Source organism: Xanthomarina sp. F2636L, assembly GCF_026410195.1.
Taxonomy (GTDB): domain Bacteria; phylum Bacteroidota; class Bacteroidia; order Flavobacteriales; family Flavobacteriaceae; genus Xanthomarina.
Window position 1 is genome coordinate 217,893 of record NZ_JAPMLM010000058.1, and the last position, 16,664, is coordinate 234,556.

The window sequence follows — 16,664 nt, forward strand, 5'->3', positions numbered from 1 at the left end:
GCTATTTAAATTATTGAAAATTTAGAGTTATTCACGTCCTTATTAACCATAAAAAAAGCGACCTGTTACAGTCGCTTTTATGTTTAGTTCTTTATTAATTTTCTACTTATGATCGAATTACCTTGAGTTAGCTTTAAAATATACATGCCAGAACTTAGGTTGTCTAGTTGGACACTTTGAGACTGTTGTATTGTTTTAGTAAAAACTCTTTTTCCTAGAATATTAAATATTTCAATTTGAGTAGTATTTGAATGTTTCATTTGAATGTTTAATACATTTTGGATTGGATTAGGATAAATTGAAATACCATTTAATTGATAATCTAAAACATTTAAATCTGTATAACAGGTCCAAGACAAATCGTCAAAAACAACTCTATTTGTAGTTGAACTATTTTCGTCGATGACTACAGACACATTACCTTCCACATTAATATTTGGAATTGTTGTAGTTTGAACAACATCTTGATCACCATAAGCGATTGTTCCAACAATATTGCCATTTACTTTTAAGTTAAAAGTTCCAGACGAACCTCCATAAACACGTTTGGTTGTAACGGTAAAACTTCCAATACCACCAGAAGCAGTAGGTGCTGTTAAACTTCCATTTCTAATAGTAATTGCTCTGTTATTTAATGTTAAATCTGTTCTTGCATCTGAAGCAATCCAAGCACCACCAGCATCACCAGTCCAAGTTCTCACTGAATATGAGCCTGAATTTGCAGGAATATTTTCAAACGTTTCAGCTAAACAATTAACCCCAGTCCCATTGCTTGTTGTAGTTTCACAGGCTTGATTACTAAATCCAGATTCATTTCCAGCAGCATCTTTTGCTTTAATAGTAAAGCAATAATTAGTTTCTGGTGCTAAACCAGGAACAGTAAATGTTGTATTAGATGAGTTAAAAGAGTTTGTACCATCTACATATATATCATAGGAAGTAACTGCAATATTGTCTGTAGAAGCAGTCCAAGCTAGATCTATTGTGAAACCTGAAGGATTTGATGCTACTAAATTTGTTGGATTACTTGGAACTTCTGTATCTGGTGTTGGGTTCCAAATTAAATTAGCATATCCTGGGTTATCAATAAATGGATTTCTATTTCCTTGATGAATATACGAAGCGTTATTTCTGTTGATTTCTCTTTGGTTAACAGCATCGTTGTTATGCCAATCTAGAAGTAAATCGATAAACCAGTCTTCATAAACTTGATCACTTGTATTATTTAACATGGCATGATTCCAGGAGGCAACTTGGTCTTCATATCTTACAGCAAAATACAATAAGCATCTAGCAATATCTCCTTTAAATTCGTCTATTGGTTCGAATACTGTTCCTGAATAACCAGAAACGCTGCTAGAACCTCTTTTAGAGCCATTCATGTAAGTTGTGCTTGCCGAATTAGTTTCGCCAAAAGCTAAACTACCTCTTCCATTGTTAACATAACCATCTGAAGGGATTACTTGATGGATATCTCCAACCATTGGCATGTCACTGCTATATACGCTTTGTGGCATTAAGTGTTCGCCATTATAACAATCGTTTTCGCTATTATAACTACCACATTTTTCACTTGGACTTGCGTAGTAATCATAATTATATGGATCTGAGTCTATTGGATTTTCTGAATACATATCCATAACAGAACCATCATTCTCATAGAAATCGTCGATGTCTGTTGCTCTGTAACCAGTAGCTAAACTGAATAACTGGTCGTAAGTTTTCGGGCTATGACCAGTTGTAATGATGTTACTTAATTGTGTTTTTAAGGTATAACCAGTTCCCGTAGCAGAATCATAATATCCAGCTGGAATTTGAGCAAAAGCAAATGTTGAAACTAATAATAATAGTATGGTGTAAAAATGTTTCATTCGGGTTTTTATTTTTTCTTTTCTAATAAGGCCATGTAGAATCCGTCGAATCCAGTTTTATGAGATAAGACACTTCTATCTTTTACAAAGGTAAAATCTTTTCCCATTTCAGATGTTAAAAAAAGATCTACTTGGTTTTTATTTTCTGAAGGTAGGATGGAACAAGTTGCATATACAAGTTGTCCTCCAGGTTTTACCATTCTTGAGTATTGTTGAATAATATCTTGTTGAGTTTTTTTAATCGTCTCAAGAAATTCTGGTTGTAATTTCCACTTCGCATCTGGGTTTCTTCTAAGCACACCTAATCCAGAACATGGTGCGTCTATTAATACGCGATCTGCTTTTCCGTAAAGCTTTTTAATAACTTTGGTGGAACTAATATGTCTTGGTTCTATGTTATGAGCGCCATTGCGTTTGGCTCTACGTTTTAGTTCTTTTAGTTTATTATCGTAGATGTCCATAGCGATAATTTGTCCTTTATTCTCCATTAACGAAGCCAGATGTAAAGCTTTTCCTCCAGCTCCAGCACAAGCATCTACAACACGCATACCTGGTTCTACATTTAAAAATTCAGCGACCAATTGCGAAGACGCATCTTGAACTTCAAAATGTCCATTTTGGAAAGCTTCTGTAGTAAATACATTAGCACGTTCCTTTAGTTTTAAAGCATTTGGGTAATCTTTTATAAATTCGGTTTCTATGTCTAAATCGAATAACTCTGATTGTAATTTTTCTTTTGTAGTTTTAAGGGTGTTAACTCTCAATACAACATCAGCTTGCTCGTTAAGAGCTGCTATTTCTTTAGTCCAAATAGCTTTTCCAAGTTCTTTTTCGCCAACCTCGTCTAACCAATCTGGAATGGATTCTTTGAATTTTCTAATTTTAGAAAGTTCATCGAAACGTCCTTTAATTTTTCTTGTTGGAGTGTTTTCAAAATATGTCCAATCTGGTAATTTAATACCTCTTAGGGTTGCCCAAACGGCAAATATGCGCCAAATATCATCGCGACTGTATGGTTCTTTTACCTCTGCAATTTCGGTATACAAGCGCTTCCATCTTACTATTTCATAAGTGGTTTCAGCAACAAAAGCTCGATCTCGAGCTCCCCAACGTTTATCCCTTTTTAATAATTGCTGAATGACTTTGTCTGCATATTTCCCTTCATTGAAGATTAATGTTAAACCATCAATAGTTGCAAAACATAAATTTCTGTGTAATCTCATTATAATTTTATAAGCCTGCAAAGTTACGTTAATTGAGATGAATACGCGAATGTTTTTTTATTTGTTAGTTGTTATGGTGATTGTTGTTTAGTTGAATTGAATAAACTACTTTTATTTCATTAATTAAATTTGTAGATATGATGCGTTTTATTGGATTAGTTATAGTTCTTTTAATAATTTCTTGTGATAAAAAAGAAACTTTTACACCAAGAAACTTTAATACGGTTGAAGTAGAAACCATATTAGAGGACACCTTGCTAAGTATTCGAGCTATTGAAATTTTAACTGATAAAAGCCTGGTTTTTGCATCAAATAATGGGGCTTATGGATTGTATAGCCCAACCAAAAGAAACTGGCAAATATCGAAGCAAGAATCTAATTCAGATTCATTACAGCTAGAATTCAGATCTATAGCACATACAACTACAGATTTTTTCATGCTAAGTGTAAATAATCCAGCTATGTTATTTAAAACTGGAGAACAAGGACTAATGGATTTAGTTTATTTGGAAGAGCATCCAAAGGTTTTTTATGATGCTATGGCTTTCTGGAACGACAAGGAAGGGATAGCAATTGGTGATACAACAGAGGATTGCTTAAGTGTTTTAATAACCAGAGATGGAGGACATATCTGGAATAAACTTTCTTGCGATGTATTACCAAAAGGTATTGAAGGTGAAGGTGCTTTTGCTGCAAGTAATACAAATATTGCCATTGTAGGAAATAACACTTGGATTGCGACTACTACTGGAAGAGTTTATTTTTCTAAAGACAAAGGTTTGTCTTGGGATGTTGTGCAAACTCCAATTATTAATGGTAAAGAAACAGAAGGTATCTATTCTATTGACTTTTATGACTCTTTGAATGGTTTTGCTATTGGTGGTGATTATACGAATCCAGATGATAATGTTGCTAATAAAATATTAACCAAAGACGGTGGAAAAACATGGGAATTAGTGGCAGAAGGTCAGGCTCCAGGATATAGAAGTTGTCTACAATATTTTCCAAATAGAGAAGGGAAGGAGCTGATAGCGGTAGGTTTTAAGGGGATGGATTACAGTAATGATGGAGGTAATACTTGGAAGAATTTAAGTAAAGAAGGGTTTTATACGATTCGGTTTTTAAACGATAGCGTAGCATATGCTTCTGGACAAGGTAGGATAAGTAAATTGAATTTTAGGTAACAAAAATGAAGCCAATTGGCTTCTTTTTTGTTAAGGTTTTTCTTTGCGTTCAGAATGATGTCTTTTTCGGTACTCTTCAAACATCTTTTTATTGAAGTCGTATTCTGCTTGTTTTAATTGTACAATTTTTTTTGCAGATATTACCTTTTTTAAATCGGTAATTAGATTGTTGTAAATATTATTTCTTCTGTTGTTTAATGCTATCATATCTTCAAGTAAAGCATTAGCTTCTTTTTCTGATAATTTAGAGTAGTCTTGATTTCCCTTGTCTTTATGTGCTTCATCTTTTAGCTTACTTTTTTCTACTTCATAGACATTATAAATTGGCCAAAATTTTTCTGCTTCAGCTTTTGTTAAACTTAACTGTTCTGTAATATAAGCAGTTTTAAGGGCCTTAATTTTTTCATGCCTATCTTGTCCAAAAGTATTTAAACTAATTGAGATTAAAAGAATTAAAATGCTAATATGTTTCATATAATAATAGATTATTCAGAAATAAAATCTTCTAAATCTGAGGTGTTATATAAATAATTTTCGAGGGAAGCATCGCTAATAGACTCTTCTAAAATAAAAGAAGAAATGTCGATGTCATCAATAATTTCTGCTCCCATATTTAGAGTTTCAAATTCTTGATTAGAAACATAATTCTCTAAAGCTTCGTTTTCAATGGATTCAAACGAAATATTATTATTAAAAATATTGAGATTAAAAAGTAACAAAATAGCAGCAGCAACACTTGTTATGGCAATGATATTGCGTTTTGTAACTATAGAAATCACATTAGTCTCTTGTTTTTCTGAAATTTGATTAACCATTCTCTCTTCTAGAGATTCGAAATAGTTATCAGGTGTTTTAAAAGCCGATTTATTTATCTTTTCGTCCAGATGAATTTGAGACATGATAACATCTTCTAAATTAGAAAAGTAATCTTCTGGAGTTTTAAATCCAGATTGGTTGATATTATGGAGTTTGTTTTTGTTCATCTTATTATTTAGACTTCTTTTTATTATAAAGGTTTAATTGTTAGTTAAATAGTCTTCCAGTTTTTTTACTGCAATATGGTAGGAAGCTTTGAGAGCGCCTTCGCTAGTGTCTAAAATGGTAGACATATCTTTATATTTTATGTCTTGAAAATACCTCATATTAAAAACCAATTGTTGTTTTTCGGGTAGTGTAGCAATTGCTTGTTGTAATTTATGCTGAATTTCGTCTCCTTCAAAATACACATCAGATTTTAAGTTGTCTATGGCTAATTGTTGCATCTCTTCGTTGGAAATTTGGAGATGTTTGGTCTTTTGTTTTATAAAGGTTAAAGATTCGTTTGTGGCTATTCTGTACATCCAGGAATAGAGTTTGCTATCTCCTTTAAAGTTATGAATGTTTTTGTAAATTTTTATGAAGGTGTTTTGAAGCACATCATCTGTGTCGTCATGCGATTTAACAATATGACGAATATGCCAATATAAACGTTCTTTATAACCTGTAATTAGTTCTTTAAAAGCAGCGTCTTTATCCTGGTTAGATTGGAGTTTTTCTAATAATTTAGATTCGTCTATCACCTGATTATTTTAATATTAGACCTTACAAATTAAGGAAAGTTTAATTTAAAAAAACTTCAAAAAGTTAAATAATTGTTAACCAATGCTTTAAATTGAAAAACATCGATAAAACGCATTAATGCATCGATTAAGTGTGTTTTTAATTTGTTTAGTAAAAGATTTTGTTTTATGTTTACATTAACCAACCTACTTAATTTGTTAGTTTTTCCCCAAGTCTAACAATAGCAAAAAAGGACAATATGTAACATATTGTCCTTTTTTATTTTCTAATTAGATTACTCGAAACTTTGCATGTCTACAAGTTTTTTATACATGCCATTTTTGTCTAATAATTCTTGGTGTGCACCTTGTTCTACAATTTCGCCTTTTTGCATCACGATAATTTCATCAGCATTTTGAATAGTTGATAATCTGTGAGCAATAACAATAGAGGTTCTGTTTTTCATCATATTCTCTAAGGCAATTTGTACTAAACGCTCACTTTCTGTATCTAATGCAGAGGTGGCTTCGTCTAATATCATAATTGGAGGGTTTTTAAGAACAGCTCTGGCTATACTTAAACGTTGTTTTTGTCCTCCAGAGAAATTGTTTCCTGCATCCCCAACATTAGTTTCAATTCCTTTTGGTAGTTCCTTTACAAACTCCCAAGCATTTGCAATTTTTAAGGCATCCATAACATCTTCTTCAGAAGCGTCTGGCTTTCCTATTAAAATATTGTTTTTTATGGTGTCGTTAAATAATATAGAGTCTTGTGTTACTAATCCCATAAGATCTCTTAAAGATTTTTTTGTAACATTCTTTGTATCATTTCCATCTATAGTGATACTTCCTTCGTTAATATCGTAAAATCTGGTAACTAGGTTTGCAATAGTACTTTTTCCAGATCCCGATTGACCAACAAGAGCGATTGTTTTTCCTTTAGGAACTTTTATACTAAAGTTTTTAAGTACTAATTCATTGTCGTATTTGAAAGAAATATTATTAACAGATAACTCATTTTTAAATCCAACTAATGTTGTGGCATTTGGTATGTCTGCCATATTATCTTCTTCGTGTAAAATTTCGAAAACACGATCTGCAGCTGCCATTCCATTTTTAACTCGATATGATGCTTTACTTATAGCTTTTGCTGGAGTTAAAATAGCATAAGATAGTCCCATAAATGCTAAAAAGTCTGTACCTTCAATTACTTTGTCCACAAGTACAAGTTGCCCTCCGTACCATAATAAAACAGCAATAGTAGTAATCCCTAAGACTTCACTAACAGGTCCAGCAAGATTGTTTTTAAGGCCAATTTTATTAGATAATTTCAATATTCTATTGGCAGAGTTAGTAAAGGTGTCTTTAAATATATTTTCTGCATTATAACTTTTTACAATTTTTAATCCAGTTAAAGATTCTTCCACAATTGAAATTAATTTTCCAGATTCTTGCTGTGCTTTTAAGGAATTGCTTTTTAAGCTTTTTCCTAATCTAGAAATTAAAAGTCCTGCAATAGGAATAAAAAGTAGTACAAATAGCGTTAATTTCCAGCTAAACGTAAACATAAAAATTAATGAAAATATAATGGTTGCGGGTTCTCTTACAATAAGTTCTAAAACAATAAAGAAGGAGTTTTGCATTTCATTAATATCTCCTAGAATTCTAGCCATAACATCTCCTTTTTGTCTTTTTGAATAAAAACTTAAAGGAAGTTGGATAATTTTTTCATACATATCTTTTCTAAGGTTGTTAAGGACCCCATTTTTAAGATACATCATGTGTTGCATGGATAAATACCCAAATAGATTTTTAAGTAAAAATGTAGAAATAACTAGGGAAATAACTATCACTAAAGCCATTTGTGCATTTCCATCTTGTAAATAGCTGCTTACCTTATAATTTAGTAATTGCTCTCCATACGTTTTAATACCTCCAAGCCCACTCCATTCTGGTGCTTCTGTTACAACAGATGTCTTGTCGAATAAAACATTTAACATGGGAATAAGAGAAATAAATGCTAGGGCACTAAATAAGGCATACAATAAATTAAAAAAGACATTTAAAAAAACGTGCTTTTTAAACTTCTTAATATAAGGCCAAAGTTGATTTATTATTTTCTTCATTTAATTAAGTTGCATATCTTTAATGATAGCATCAATCTTGGTTTCTAATTTTTGTTCGGTAACTTCAAAATCTGACACTTTGTCTAGCGTTGTGTTAGCACTAATATAGAATTTAATTTTTGGTTCGGTTCCACTTGGTCGTAAAGCTATTTGGCTACCATCTTCAGTGTAATAAATCAATACGTTAGATTTTGGAATAGATATAGGTTCTTCTTTTCCAGAAATTGGGTTTTGAGCTATAGAACTTTGATAATCTTCAATTTTAATTACTTTGGAATTATTAATAACTGAAAGTGGTTTTTTTCTGAAGTCAATCATCATTTGTTTTATTTCTTCAGCACCTTCAATACCTTTCTTAGTAATAGATATTAGGCGTTCTTTATAAAAACCATGTGTTATGTATAATTGAATTAGTTCTTTATAAAAAGAAGATCCTTTGGCTTTAGCTTGAGCAGCAATTTCACAAGCAAGAAGGGTTGCAGTTACAGCATCTTTATCTCTAACAAAATCGCCAACCATAAATCCAAAACTTTCTTCGCCACCACCAATAAAATCAAGCTTAGGAAAGTCGTTGATCATTTTTGCAATCCATTTAAACCCGGTCAATCCAATTTTGCACTCTACACCATATGCGTCTGCTAAAACTCTCATCATTGGAGTAGATACAATGGTAGATCCTATAAACTCTTTGCCTTTTATTTTTCCTTTAGTTTGCCATTGTTTTAGTAAAAAATCCGTCATCATTAACATGGCTTGGTTTCCGTTAAGCAAGGTCATGTTTCCGTTAAAATCTCTAACGGCTACACCAACTCGATCGCTATCTGGGTCTGTGCCAATTACAATGTCGCCTTGAACCTTATCAGCTAATTCTAAAGCCATTTTTAATGCTTCAGGTTCTTCGGGGTTTGGAGATTTTACGGTTGGAAAATCGCCATTTGGTTCTGCTTGTTCTTCAACTAGATATACCTTGTTATATCCAGCTCGTTTTAAAGTTTCAGGAATAATAGTAATAGAAGTTCCGTGTAACGAAGTAAATACAATATTTAAATGGTCTTTAGCTTGCTGAGGTGTGTTAAAACTTCCGTTTTTAATGGAAGCATTAATAAACACATCATCAACTTCTTTTCCTATATATTGGATTAAAGACTCGTCTGCGTCAAATTTAATTTCAGAGTATTCTAGATTGTTTATTTCGTTTATAATTTCAGCATCTTGAGGCGGAACGAGTTGGCCACCATCTTGCCAATATACTTTGTAACCATTATATTCAGGGGGGTTATGAGATGCTGTAAGTACGATTCCACAATGACAATTTAAATATTTTAAAGCGAAAGATAATTCTGGTGTTGGACGTAAATCTTCAAATAAAAATACTTGAATATTATTAGCAGAAAACACGTTTGCGACCAATTTTGCTAAAGATTTACTATTGTGCCTGCAATCGAAAGCAATTGCCACTTTTATAGTTTCATTTGGAAAAGATTGATGCAAGTAATTACTTAATCCTTGGGTGTTTTTTCCAAGAGTATATTTGTTGATTCTGTTGGTGCCAATTCCCATAACACCTCTCATGCCTCCAGTTCCAAACTCTAGATTTTTATAAAAACTCTCATTAAGTTCTTTGGGGTTGGTAGCAATTAAGTTTTTTATATAATCCTGTGTATCTTTATCGAAAGAGGGTGTTAACCATGTATTTACTCTTTCTAATAATTTAGGTTCAATGTGTATCATGTTCAAAAAAAAATGTGATGCAAAAATAAGGATTTCAAAAAAGATAAAGTGAAAATACACTTTAAATTATAAAAGACTAAATATTAAGTTCGTCTTTAATTAAATAGCGTTTCTTGTCTTCTTTAGTTCTTAAGATGATTTCACCTAAAAAACCAGCTACAAAAAATTGGGTTCCAATAATCATGGTAACTAAGGCTATGTAAAATTGTGGACGTTGTGTAATTAAGCGTCCGTAGGGGTGTAAATAAAGTTTATCAATACCAAGATAGATAGCAAAAGCAAAGCCAATTGCAAACATAATTACACCTAAAGCACCAAATAAGTGCATGGGTCTCCTGCCAAAACGCGATAGAAACCAAATGGTAATTAGATCTAAAAAGCCATGAATAAATCGATCCATGCCAAACTTGGTAACACCGTACTTTCTAGCCTGATGTTGTACCACTTTTTCTCCAATATTAGTAAAACCAGCGTTTTTTGCCAATACAGGAATGTATCTATGCATTTCGCCATTAACATCTATGTTTTTAACCACATCTTTATGATATGATTTTAGGCCACAATTAAAATCATGAAGCTTAACACCAGAAGTCTTTCGAGCAGCGTAATTAAATAATTTTGAAGGAATATTTTTAGAAATTACAGAATCGTAACGTTTCTTTTTCCACCCAGAAACCATGTCGTAGTTTTCAGATACAATCATGTTGTAAAGCTCTGGAATTTCTTCAGGATTATCTTGAAGATCGGCATCCATAGTTATTATAACGTCTCCTTGAGCTTTTTCAAAACCAGCATGTAAGGCTTGCGATTTTCCAAAATTTCTTAAAAACCGAATGCCTTTTACGTTTGTATCTTTTTGAGCTAGTTGTTCAATTGTTTTCCAGGAATGATCTGTGCTTCCATCGTCAATAAAAATAATTTCATAAGAAAAATGATTGGATTGCATAACATTTGCAATCCAATCATGTAGTTCTGTTAAAGATTCTTGTTCGTTAAGTAGTGGTATGACTACTGATATATTCATATATATGGTTTCAAGATTGAAAGCTCAAAAGTAAAGAATTTATTTATGCTTCAGGATCTTCTTTTTTTACAACCAAGGCCACAATAAGTCCAACCACACTAAATCCAATAAGTTGGAAAGCGATAGATTGTAGAACTTTAGTGATTGCAAACATATTATCTTCTTTTTCCATTTGTTCAACTACCTCTGCAATAGCATCTTCAGGCGCACCAAAACCACGCATCATTTCTACTTGTGAATCTAATATTTTTTCTTGTAAAAGCGTAGCAGCTTCTGGATCTATAACATTAAAAATAACAAAGCTAACCAGAGAGCTAATTACTATACCAACAGCTACAGTTATAAAATAAGATGAAAAAGCTCCCTTAAAGTTAATAATTCCATTTAATAATTTCTTAGAGCTCATGGCTGAAATAATTCCAAAGATAATTACCAAAACCATAAGCGAGATGCCGTACCACCATTTGGTAAACAAATCTAAATTTATTGCGTAAGCAAAAACGGTGAATAGAGATAAAACGCCACCTAGGTATAAACCATAGTTAATTGAATTCGATTTAATAGAAGTTTCCATATTAGTTTTAAGTTTATTAATTTTACAGTTAGTTAGTAAACAAATATAGGAAAACGTTACAGCTTATTTTTGAAAAAAAATAAATCTTATAAAAATTAAATCAAAAGTATTGTTCATTTGTAAAAAATCCTTAAATTTGCACCTCGAAAATAGAATACAATTAAAGCAATTAGCGATGAAAAAAGGAATACATCCAGAAAATTATAGATTAGTAGCATTTAAAGATATGTCTAATGAAGACGTGTTTTTAACAAAATCTACTGCTATTACAAATGAAACTCTTGAAGTTGACGGTGTTGAATATCCATTAATAAAAATGGAGATTTCTAGAACGTCTCATCCATTTTATACTGGTAAATCTAAGTTAATAGATACTGCAGGACGTATCGATAAGTTTAAAAACAAATACGCTAAGTTTAAAAAATAAACTTGGTCACAACATATTATTAAAGCCTTAAGAATTTTCTTTAAGGCTTTTTTTGTTTTCTATATTTACGTTACTTTTGAATTGACTAATATAGGTTTGTTGTTTGAAAAAGCGAGAAACTTTAACTTTAACCTTCTCATGAACTATATTCTTTTCGATGGTCCTTCACGCAATAATTTATTGCCTTTTACTTTTACACGTCCAGTTGCAGATATTAGAATAGGTATTTTAACCATTAGAGAGAAATGGGAAGCTTATTTAGAATTTACTACCACTTCAGTTACAGAAGACTATTTATCTGATAAATTTCCAATGGTTGAAATGGACGAAAATATTATGATAAACGCGTCTTTTTTACCCAATCAAACTTTGGTGGAAATGATTAAGAATTTAGAAGAAAATCAAGCGATTTTCAACAATGAAGATGTGATAGCTTTTTTTACAAAAGATACGCAAGATGATATAGATTTAGATGCTTATGAAGCTATAGAATATGTAGATGATATTTTGAAAATTGAACATACTTGGGATATTTTTTCTAAAAATGGAGAAGCCATCCAAGAAGACTTCGAGTTACTTACAAATAATAGAAAATCTCAACCTATTCCTTCGAGTGTCAACACAATTAAAGCTGAATCTATTTTTATAGAAGAAGGTGCTAAAATAGAATTTGCTACTTTAAACGCCACCAACGGTCCTATTTATATTGGTAAAGATGCTGAAATCATGGAGGGAAGCTTAATTAGAGGCCCTTTTGCACTATGTGAATACTCAACCGTAAAAATGGGTGCTAAAATATATGGGCCAACCACCGTTGGACCTCATAGCAAAGTTGGGGGAGAAGTTACCAATTCTGTTATTTTTGGATATTCTAATAAAGGGCATGAAGGGTATTTAGGGAATTCGGTGCTTGGAGAATGGTGTAACCTTGGAGCAGATACAAATAACTCCAACTTAAAAAACAATTATGCTGAAGTAAGACTTTGGGATTATGAAACCGAAAGTTTTGCCAAAACTGGATTGCAATTTTGTGGGTTAATGATGGGAGACCACAGTAAATGTGGAATCAATACCATGTTTAATACAGGTACGGTTGTAGGCGTTAGTGCCAACATTTTTGGAAGTGGGTTTCCAAGAAATTTTATTCCCAGCTTTTCTTGGGGTGGAAGTTCTGGGTTTACAAGCTATCTAACCAAAAAAGCTTTTGAAGTAGCTAAAGTGGTTATGTCTAGAAGAGATATTGAATTTACAGATGAGGATGCCGCTATTTTAGAGCATGTTTTTGAGGAAACTAAAAAATTTAGACGTTAATATATTTAAATATCTAATATTTGTAATTTATTTCCTTTTTTTGAGAAGATTTTTGCGCTTCGTTTCTACATACATATTCAAAACTAGAAAACAAAACTATTTCAGCGTTCACAGGTAACTTACTATACAATAAATTACTTTTTGATGCTATTTGACTCTATTTTTTTTGTCAATTTTTATAAAACTGAAAAATTCAATTTTATATGAGATGCAAAAGCAAAAAGATTATTGTCTATAATTAACACGTAATTTGTTAAATTACTGCGTTTTGTCGGTTTTTGTATTACTTTTGCCGAAAATTATTTTTCTACTTCCTAATGATTCGTTTAAACTTTAAGAACACCAAGCATTTTACTTTGCTATACTTTTTTTTATTAACTCTAGATATTGTTGTTAAGTTAACGTGTCCAATAGCGTTTAGGTATACCACTAAACCCTTATTAATTCTTGCCTTATTATTATTTTATTTTCAAGAAAGAGAGTTTCAGTCTAAGAAAGATCAATTATGGGTGTTTTTAGCTTTAGGCACATTTTTAATAGGAGATTTTTTAATAATTAGTCATATCAATCCCATTTTTTTATGGGCTAGTTTAGTCGCTTTTACACTTGGAAAAATATTTTTTAGTATCAAATTTATGCATAAAGAAGATTTCAATGTGCTACGATTAATACCTTTTTCCATTATGTTGTTTACCTATATTTTTTTACTAGTTGGTACTGTTTACGATGGTTTAGGGTCGTTTTTTACAGGAGCAATTATTAGTTTCTTTTTTACTTTGGTTGTATTTCAGTTTGCTTTTCTAAGAAAAAGTGTTTTTTCTTTAAAAAGCTATTATTTTGTGTTTATTGGTGTGTTATTATACCTTATAAGCGAAAGCATTATGGCTATTAAAACCTTTAAACAAGACTTGCCTTTTCAAGAATTTTTTATCATGCTTACTTATGGTAGTGCCTTATACTTTATAGTTATGGGTATTGTTTTTGAAAAAGAAGGGGTGGAAGTTAGAGCTGATTAAAGATCTTTTTTATTTACATATTTTAGGTCTAATAAGTTTATCGGATTAATGCCTAAACCTTCAATAGATTTACCTGTAAATCTTACTACTTCATCATAAAAAAGAGGTACTATCGGAGTCTGATTCATGACCAAACTGTCCATTCTTAAATATAACTTCTCTCTTTTTAAAGTATTGGTTTCCATAAAAGCTTGCTCGTACCACAAATCGAATTGCTCATTTTTAAAATGTGTGTAATTAGGGCCATTTGGCGCAAAATTCTTACTGTAATAAAGAGATAAATAATTTTCTGCATCAGGGTAGTCAGCAACCCAACTAGCTCTAAACATGTCTAATTTTCCATTTGCTTTAGCATCTTTTAAGGTGGCTGCAGGAATAACATCTACGTTTATTTTAAGACCTATTTTTTGTAATTCACGCTGGATAAATTCGCAAAAACTCAAATAATTGCTTGTTGTTGTAATAGTTATTTCCGGCTTATTATTTCCGCTCTCTGCTTTAAACTGTTCAATTAGTTGTTTTGCTTTTTTAGGTTGATAAGTAAATCCAATGGTCTCGTTAAAACCAGGCAAACCTTTTGGAATAAATCCACCATTGGCAGGAATGCCGATACCGTTTCTAAGATACATCATCATTTTTTGTCTATCGAATCCCAAGTTTACAGCTTTTCTTAATAGAGACGATTGAATTTCTGGCATCTTTGAATCCATATAGAAAGCCAGATATTCTGTATTTAGATAAGGACCTCTTATCATATTTACCTCTTCAGAATACAGGTTTCTTAGTTCTCCTTTTGCCGTTAGTATTTCATCTTTATAAGAGGCATCTAGACCAGAAACATAATCTAAATTCCCTTGAATAAATTGTAAAAACTCACTTTGCTTATCTGGAAGAAAGGTTATTGCTACAGCTTCTAGATAAGGTAATTTGTTCCCTTTTGTATCCCTTTCAAAATAATTATTGTTTTTTCTAAAAACCAATTTAATGTTCTCTTCCCATCGTTTAAATTTAAAAGGTCCAGTACCAATGGGGTTAGAGCGAAAATTACCGTTATAATGTTCCACAATTTCTTTTGGAATTACGGAGCAATATTTCATTGTAAGTAAGCCTAGAAATGCCGGAAAAGGTTGTTTTAATTTAATTTGAAACAGGCTGTCATTAACAGCACGGAAAGAATCTACTTTATTCAAAACCCAACTCCCTGGCGAAGCAATTTCCTTGTTTATCAGCCTATTAAAGCTGTATTCAAAGTCTAATGCTTTTACTGTTCTTGTAGAGTCTTTCCCAAACAAATAGTGTTTATGAAAATAAACATCATTTCTCAAGAAAAAGGAATAGGTGAGTGCATCTTCAGAAATCCGCCATTCTTTAGAAATAGATGGTTGCACATGGAGTTCTTCGTCCATTTGCACCAAGCCATTAAATAATTGGTTTACAGCCCAGATATCTGCATTGTCTTTTGCAAAAGCAGGATCTAAAGAGCCTATGTTTTTATGTTCGTTGTAGCGAAATACATTTAGATTTTCTTTGTTATTTCTAGTACAGTTAAAGAAAAGTAGAAAAAGTAAGAAAAGTAAAAGTAGATTTTTCATTTATAAAATTAAAATACTATATTTATATGTTATTAATCAAATATTAATTTTTAAAATTATGAAAAAAAATTACATTCTATTTTTATTTACTGCTTTATTTATTCATACAATAAATGCACAAATTACATTAACCCAGAATACAGATAATGTTATTACTGCTTCAAACAGTGTTGCTTGTCCTAGTGGTGATAACCAACAAGCTAGGTTGTTTGATTTAGCAAGTTATGGTGTTACTTCTGATTTTGAATTAACTAGTGGTGAGATTGGAGTTCAATCTGTATCAGCTACTTTCGATGTAACAGTAAATATTTATGATTCTAACGCTTCATTTCCAACAGGATACCCTGGAACTTTATTAGGAAGTCAAGTTGTTACAATTCCTTTAGGTTCTGATGAGACAATTGTTAGTTACAGTTTCTCTCCACCAATTACAATTCCTGCCACCTCTACACACGTTCTAGTTGAAGTTGCTCAATCTGATACAACTAGTTGGTTTATTGGAGGAACTGCAGATGAAACTGCCGATTGTTATCTTAAAAGTGCTGCATGTTCAATAACAGATTATACTACTCCAGGATTGATTAGTTTTCCTGACGCACATTTTTATATCACAGTTTCCGGAAATTTGTTAAGTGTAGAAGAGTATAGCTTGGATAGTGTTTCAATTTTTCCTAACCCTGTAAAGGACGTTGTAAATATTGAAATGCATAAATCTATTAAAGTGAAAAATGCTAAAATATATTCCATTACAGGACAAGTTGTTTTACAAGTTGAAAATGCTAGAAAACTAGATGTGTCTAATCTTAATCCTGGAATTTATTTGTTAAAAGTAGAAACAGATAAAGGAGATATTACTAGAAAAATTATTAAAAGTTAGAATTATACTTTATTAAATAATTTATAAAAAGAGCGCTTTATTTATTTAAAGCGCTCTTTTTCATTAATTTTGCAACCACAAGCTTTTTATTAAATAAGGTTTGCATAAAAAAATATAAAAAATAACATGACATTTAAATTCTTTTAAAAGTCATTGATTTTCTAACAGTT

The 16,664-nt window shown here is 31.5% G+C and carries 15 protein-coding genes; 5 read left to right on the forward strand and 10 right to left on the reverse strand.

The window, feature by feature from the left end:
• Window positions 1–83 precede the first annotated feature (83 nt).
• A complete protein-coding gene (locus OS191_RS04805) occupies window positions 84–1,871 on the reverse strand; it encodes an endonuclease (RefSeq protein WP_267154580.1) in 1,788 nt (595 codons plus the stop codon).
• An 8-nt stretch (window positions 1,872–1,879) separates the two neighbouring features.
• Window positions 1,880–3,094 carry an RsmB/NOP family class I SAM-dependent RNA methyltransferase gene (locus OS191_RS04810; protein WP_267154581.1) on the reverse strand — a complete coding sequence of 405 codons (1,215 nt, stop codon included), beginning with the start codon at window positions 3,092–3,094 and terminating at the stop codon, window positions 1,880–1,882.
• 137 nt (window positions 3,095–3,231) lie between these two features.
• On the opposite strand from OS191_RS04810, the gene OS191_RS04815 reads away from it, so the two are divergent.
• Window positions 3,232–4,278 carry a WD40/YVTN/BNR-like repeat-containing protein gene (locus OS191_RS04815; RefSeq protein WP_267154582.1) on the forward strand — a complete coding sequence of 349 codons (1,047 nt, stop codon included), beginning with the start codon at window positions 3,232–3,234 and terminating at the stop codon, window positions 4,276–4,278.
• Window positions 4,279–4,308: 30 nt separating this feature from the next.
• On the opposite strand, the gene OS191_RS04820 is transcribed toward OS191_RS04815, so the two are convergent.
• The 7 genes from OS191_RS04820 to OS191_RS04850 all read right to left on the reverse strand — a co-directional run bounded on the left by OS191_RS04820 (window position 4,309) and on the right by OS191_RS04850 (window position 11,271).
• Complete coding sequence (locus tag OS191_RS04820) at window positions 4,309–4,752, reverse strand: sensor of ECF-type sigma factor (protein ID WP_267154583.1); 444 nt, start codon at window positions 4,750–4,752, stop codon at window positions 4,309–4,311.
• A gap of 11 nt (window positions 4,753–4,763) precedes the next feature.
• Window positions 4,764–5,261, reverse strand: a complete 498-nt coding sequence (locus OS191_RS04825; protein WP_267154584.1) for a hypothetical protein — start codon at window positions 5,259–5,261, stop codon at window positions 4,764–4,766.
• A 33-nt stretch (window positions 5,262–5,294) separates the two neighbouring features.
• Window positions 5,295–5,837, reverse strand: a complete 543-nt coding sequence (locus OS191_RS04830; RefSeq protein WP_267154585.1) for an RNA polymerase sigma factor — start codon at window positions 5,835–5,837, stop codon at window positions 5,295–5,297.
• Between the two features lie 275 nt (window positions 5,838–6,112).
• On the reverse strand, window positions 6,113–7,942 hold the full coding sequence (locus tag OS191_RS04835) for an ABC transporter ATP-binding protein (RefSeq protein WP_267154586.1): 1,830 nt from the start codon (window positions 7,940–7,942) through the stop codon (window positions 6,113–6,115).
• Window positions 7,943–9,673, reverse strand: a complete 1,731-nt coding sequence (locus OS191_RS04840; protein ID WP_267154587.1) for a phospho-sugar mutase — start codon at window positions 9,671–9,673, stop codon at window positions 7,943–7,945. It abuts the gene before it with no gap.
• A 76-nt stretch (window positions 9,674–9,749) separates the two neighbouring features.
• Window positions 9,750–10,697, reverse strand: coding sequence for a glycosyltransferase family 2 protein (locus tag OS191_RS04845; protein ID WP_267154588.1), 948 nt, complete (start codon window positions 10,695–10,697; stop codon window positions 9,750–9,752).
• Window positions 10,698–10,740: 43 nt separating this feature from the next.
• Complete coding sequence (locus tag OS191_RS04850) at window positions 10,741–11,271, reverse strand: DUF4199 domain-containing protein (protein ID WP_267154589.1); 531 nt, start codon at window positions 11,269–11,271, stop codon at window positions 10,741–10,743.
• A gap of 175 nt (window positions 11,272–11,446) precedes the next feature.
• On the opposite strand from OS191_RS04850, the gene OS191_RS04855 reads away from it, so the two are divergent.
• The 3 genes from OS191_RS04855 (at window position 11,447) to OS191_RS04865 (ending at window position 14,025) form a co-directional block, all read left to right on the forward strand.
• Window positions 11,447–11,698, forward strand: coding sequence for a type B 50S ribosomal protein L31 (locus OS191_RS04855; RefSeq protein WP_267154590.1), 252 nt, complete (start codon window positions 11,447–11,449; stop codon window positions 11,696–11,698).
• 138 nt (window positions 11,699–11,836) lie between these two features.
• Window positions 11,837–13,009, forward strand: coding sequence for a GlmU family protein (locus tag OS191_RS04860; protein WP_267154591.1), 1,173 nt, complete (start codon window positions 11,837–11,839; stop codon window positions 13,007–13,009).
• 356 nt (window positions 13,010–13,365) lie between these two features.
• On the forward strand, window positions 13,366–14,025 hold the full coding sequence (locus tag OS191_RS04865; protein WP_267154592.1) for a lysoplasmalogenase family protein: 660 nt from the start codon (window positions 13,366–13,368) through the stop codon (window positions 14,023–14,025).
• Here the strand turns inward: OS191_RS04865 and OS191_RS04870 are convergent.
• Window positions 14,022–15,617 (reverse strand): ABC transporter substrate-binding protein, encoded by a 1,596-nt coding sequence (locus tag OS191_RS04870; protein ID WP_267154593.1) that lies wholly within the window; start codon window positions 15,615–15,617, stop codon window positions 14,022–14,024. The genes OS191_RS04865 and OS191_RS04870 overlap by 4 nt on opposite strands.
• A 58-nt stretch (window positions 15,618–15,675) precedes the next feature.
• Between OS191_RS04870 and OS191_RS04875 the strand changes: the two genes are divergently transcribed.
• Window positions 15,676–16,494, forward strand: coding sequence for a T9SS type A sorting domain-containing protein (locus OS191_RS04875; RefSeq protein WP_267154594.1), 819 nt, complete (start codon window positions 15,676–15,678; stop codon window positions 16,492–16,494).
• Window positions 16,495–16,664 lie beyond the last annotated feature (170 nt).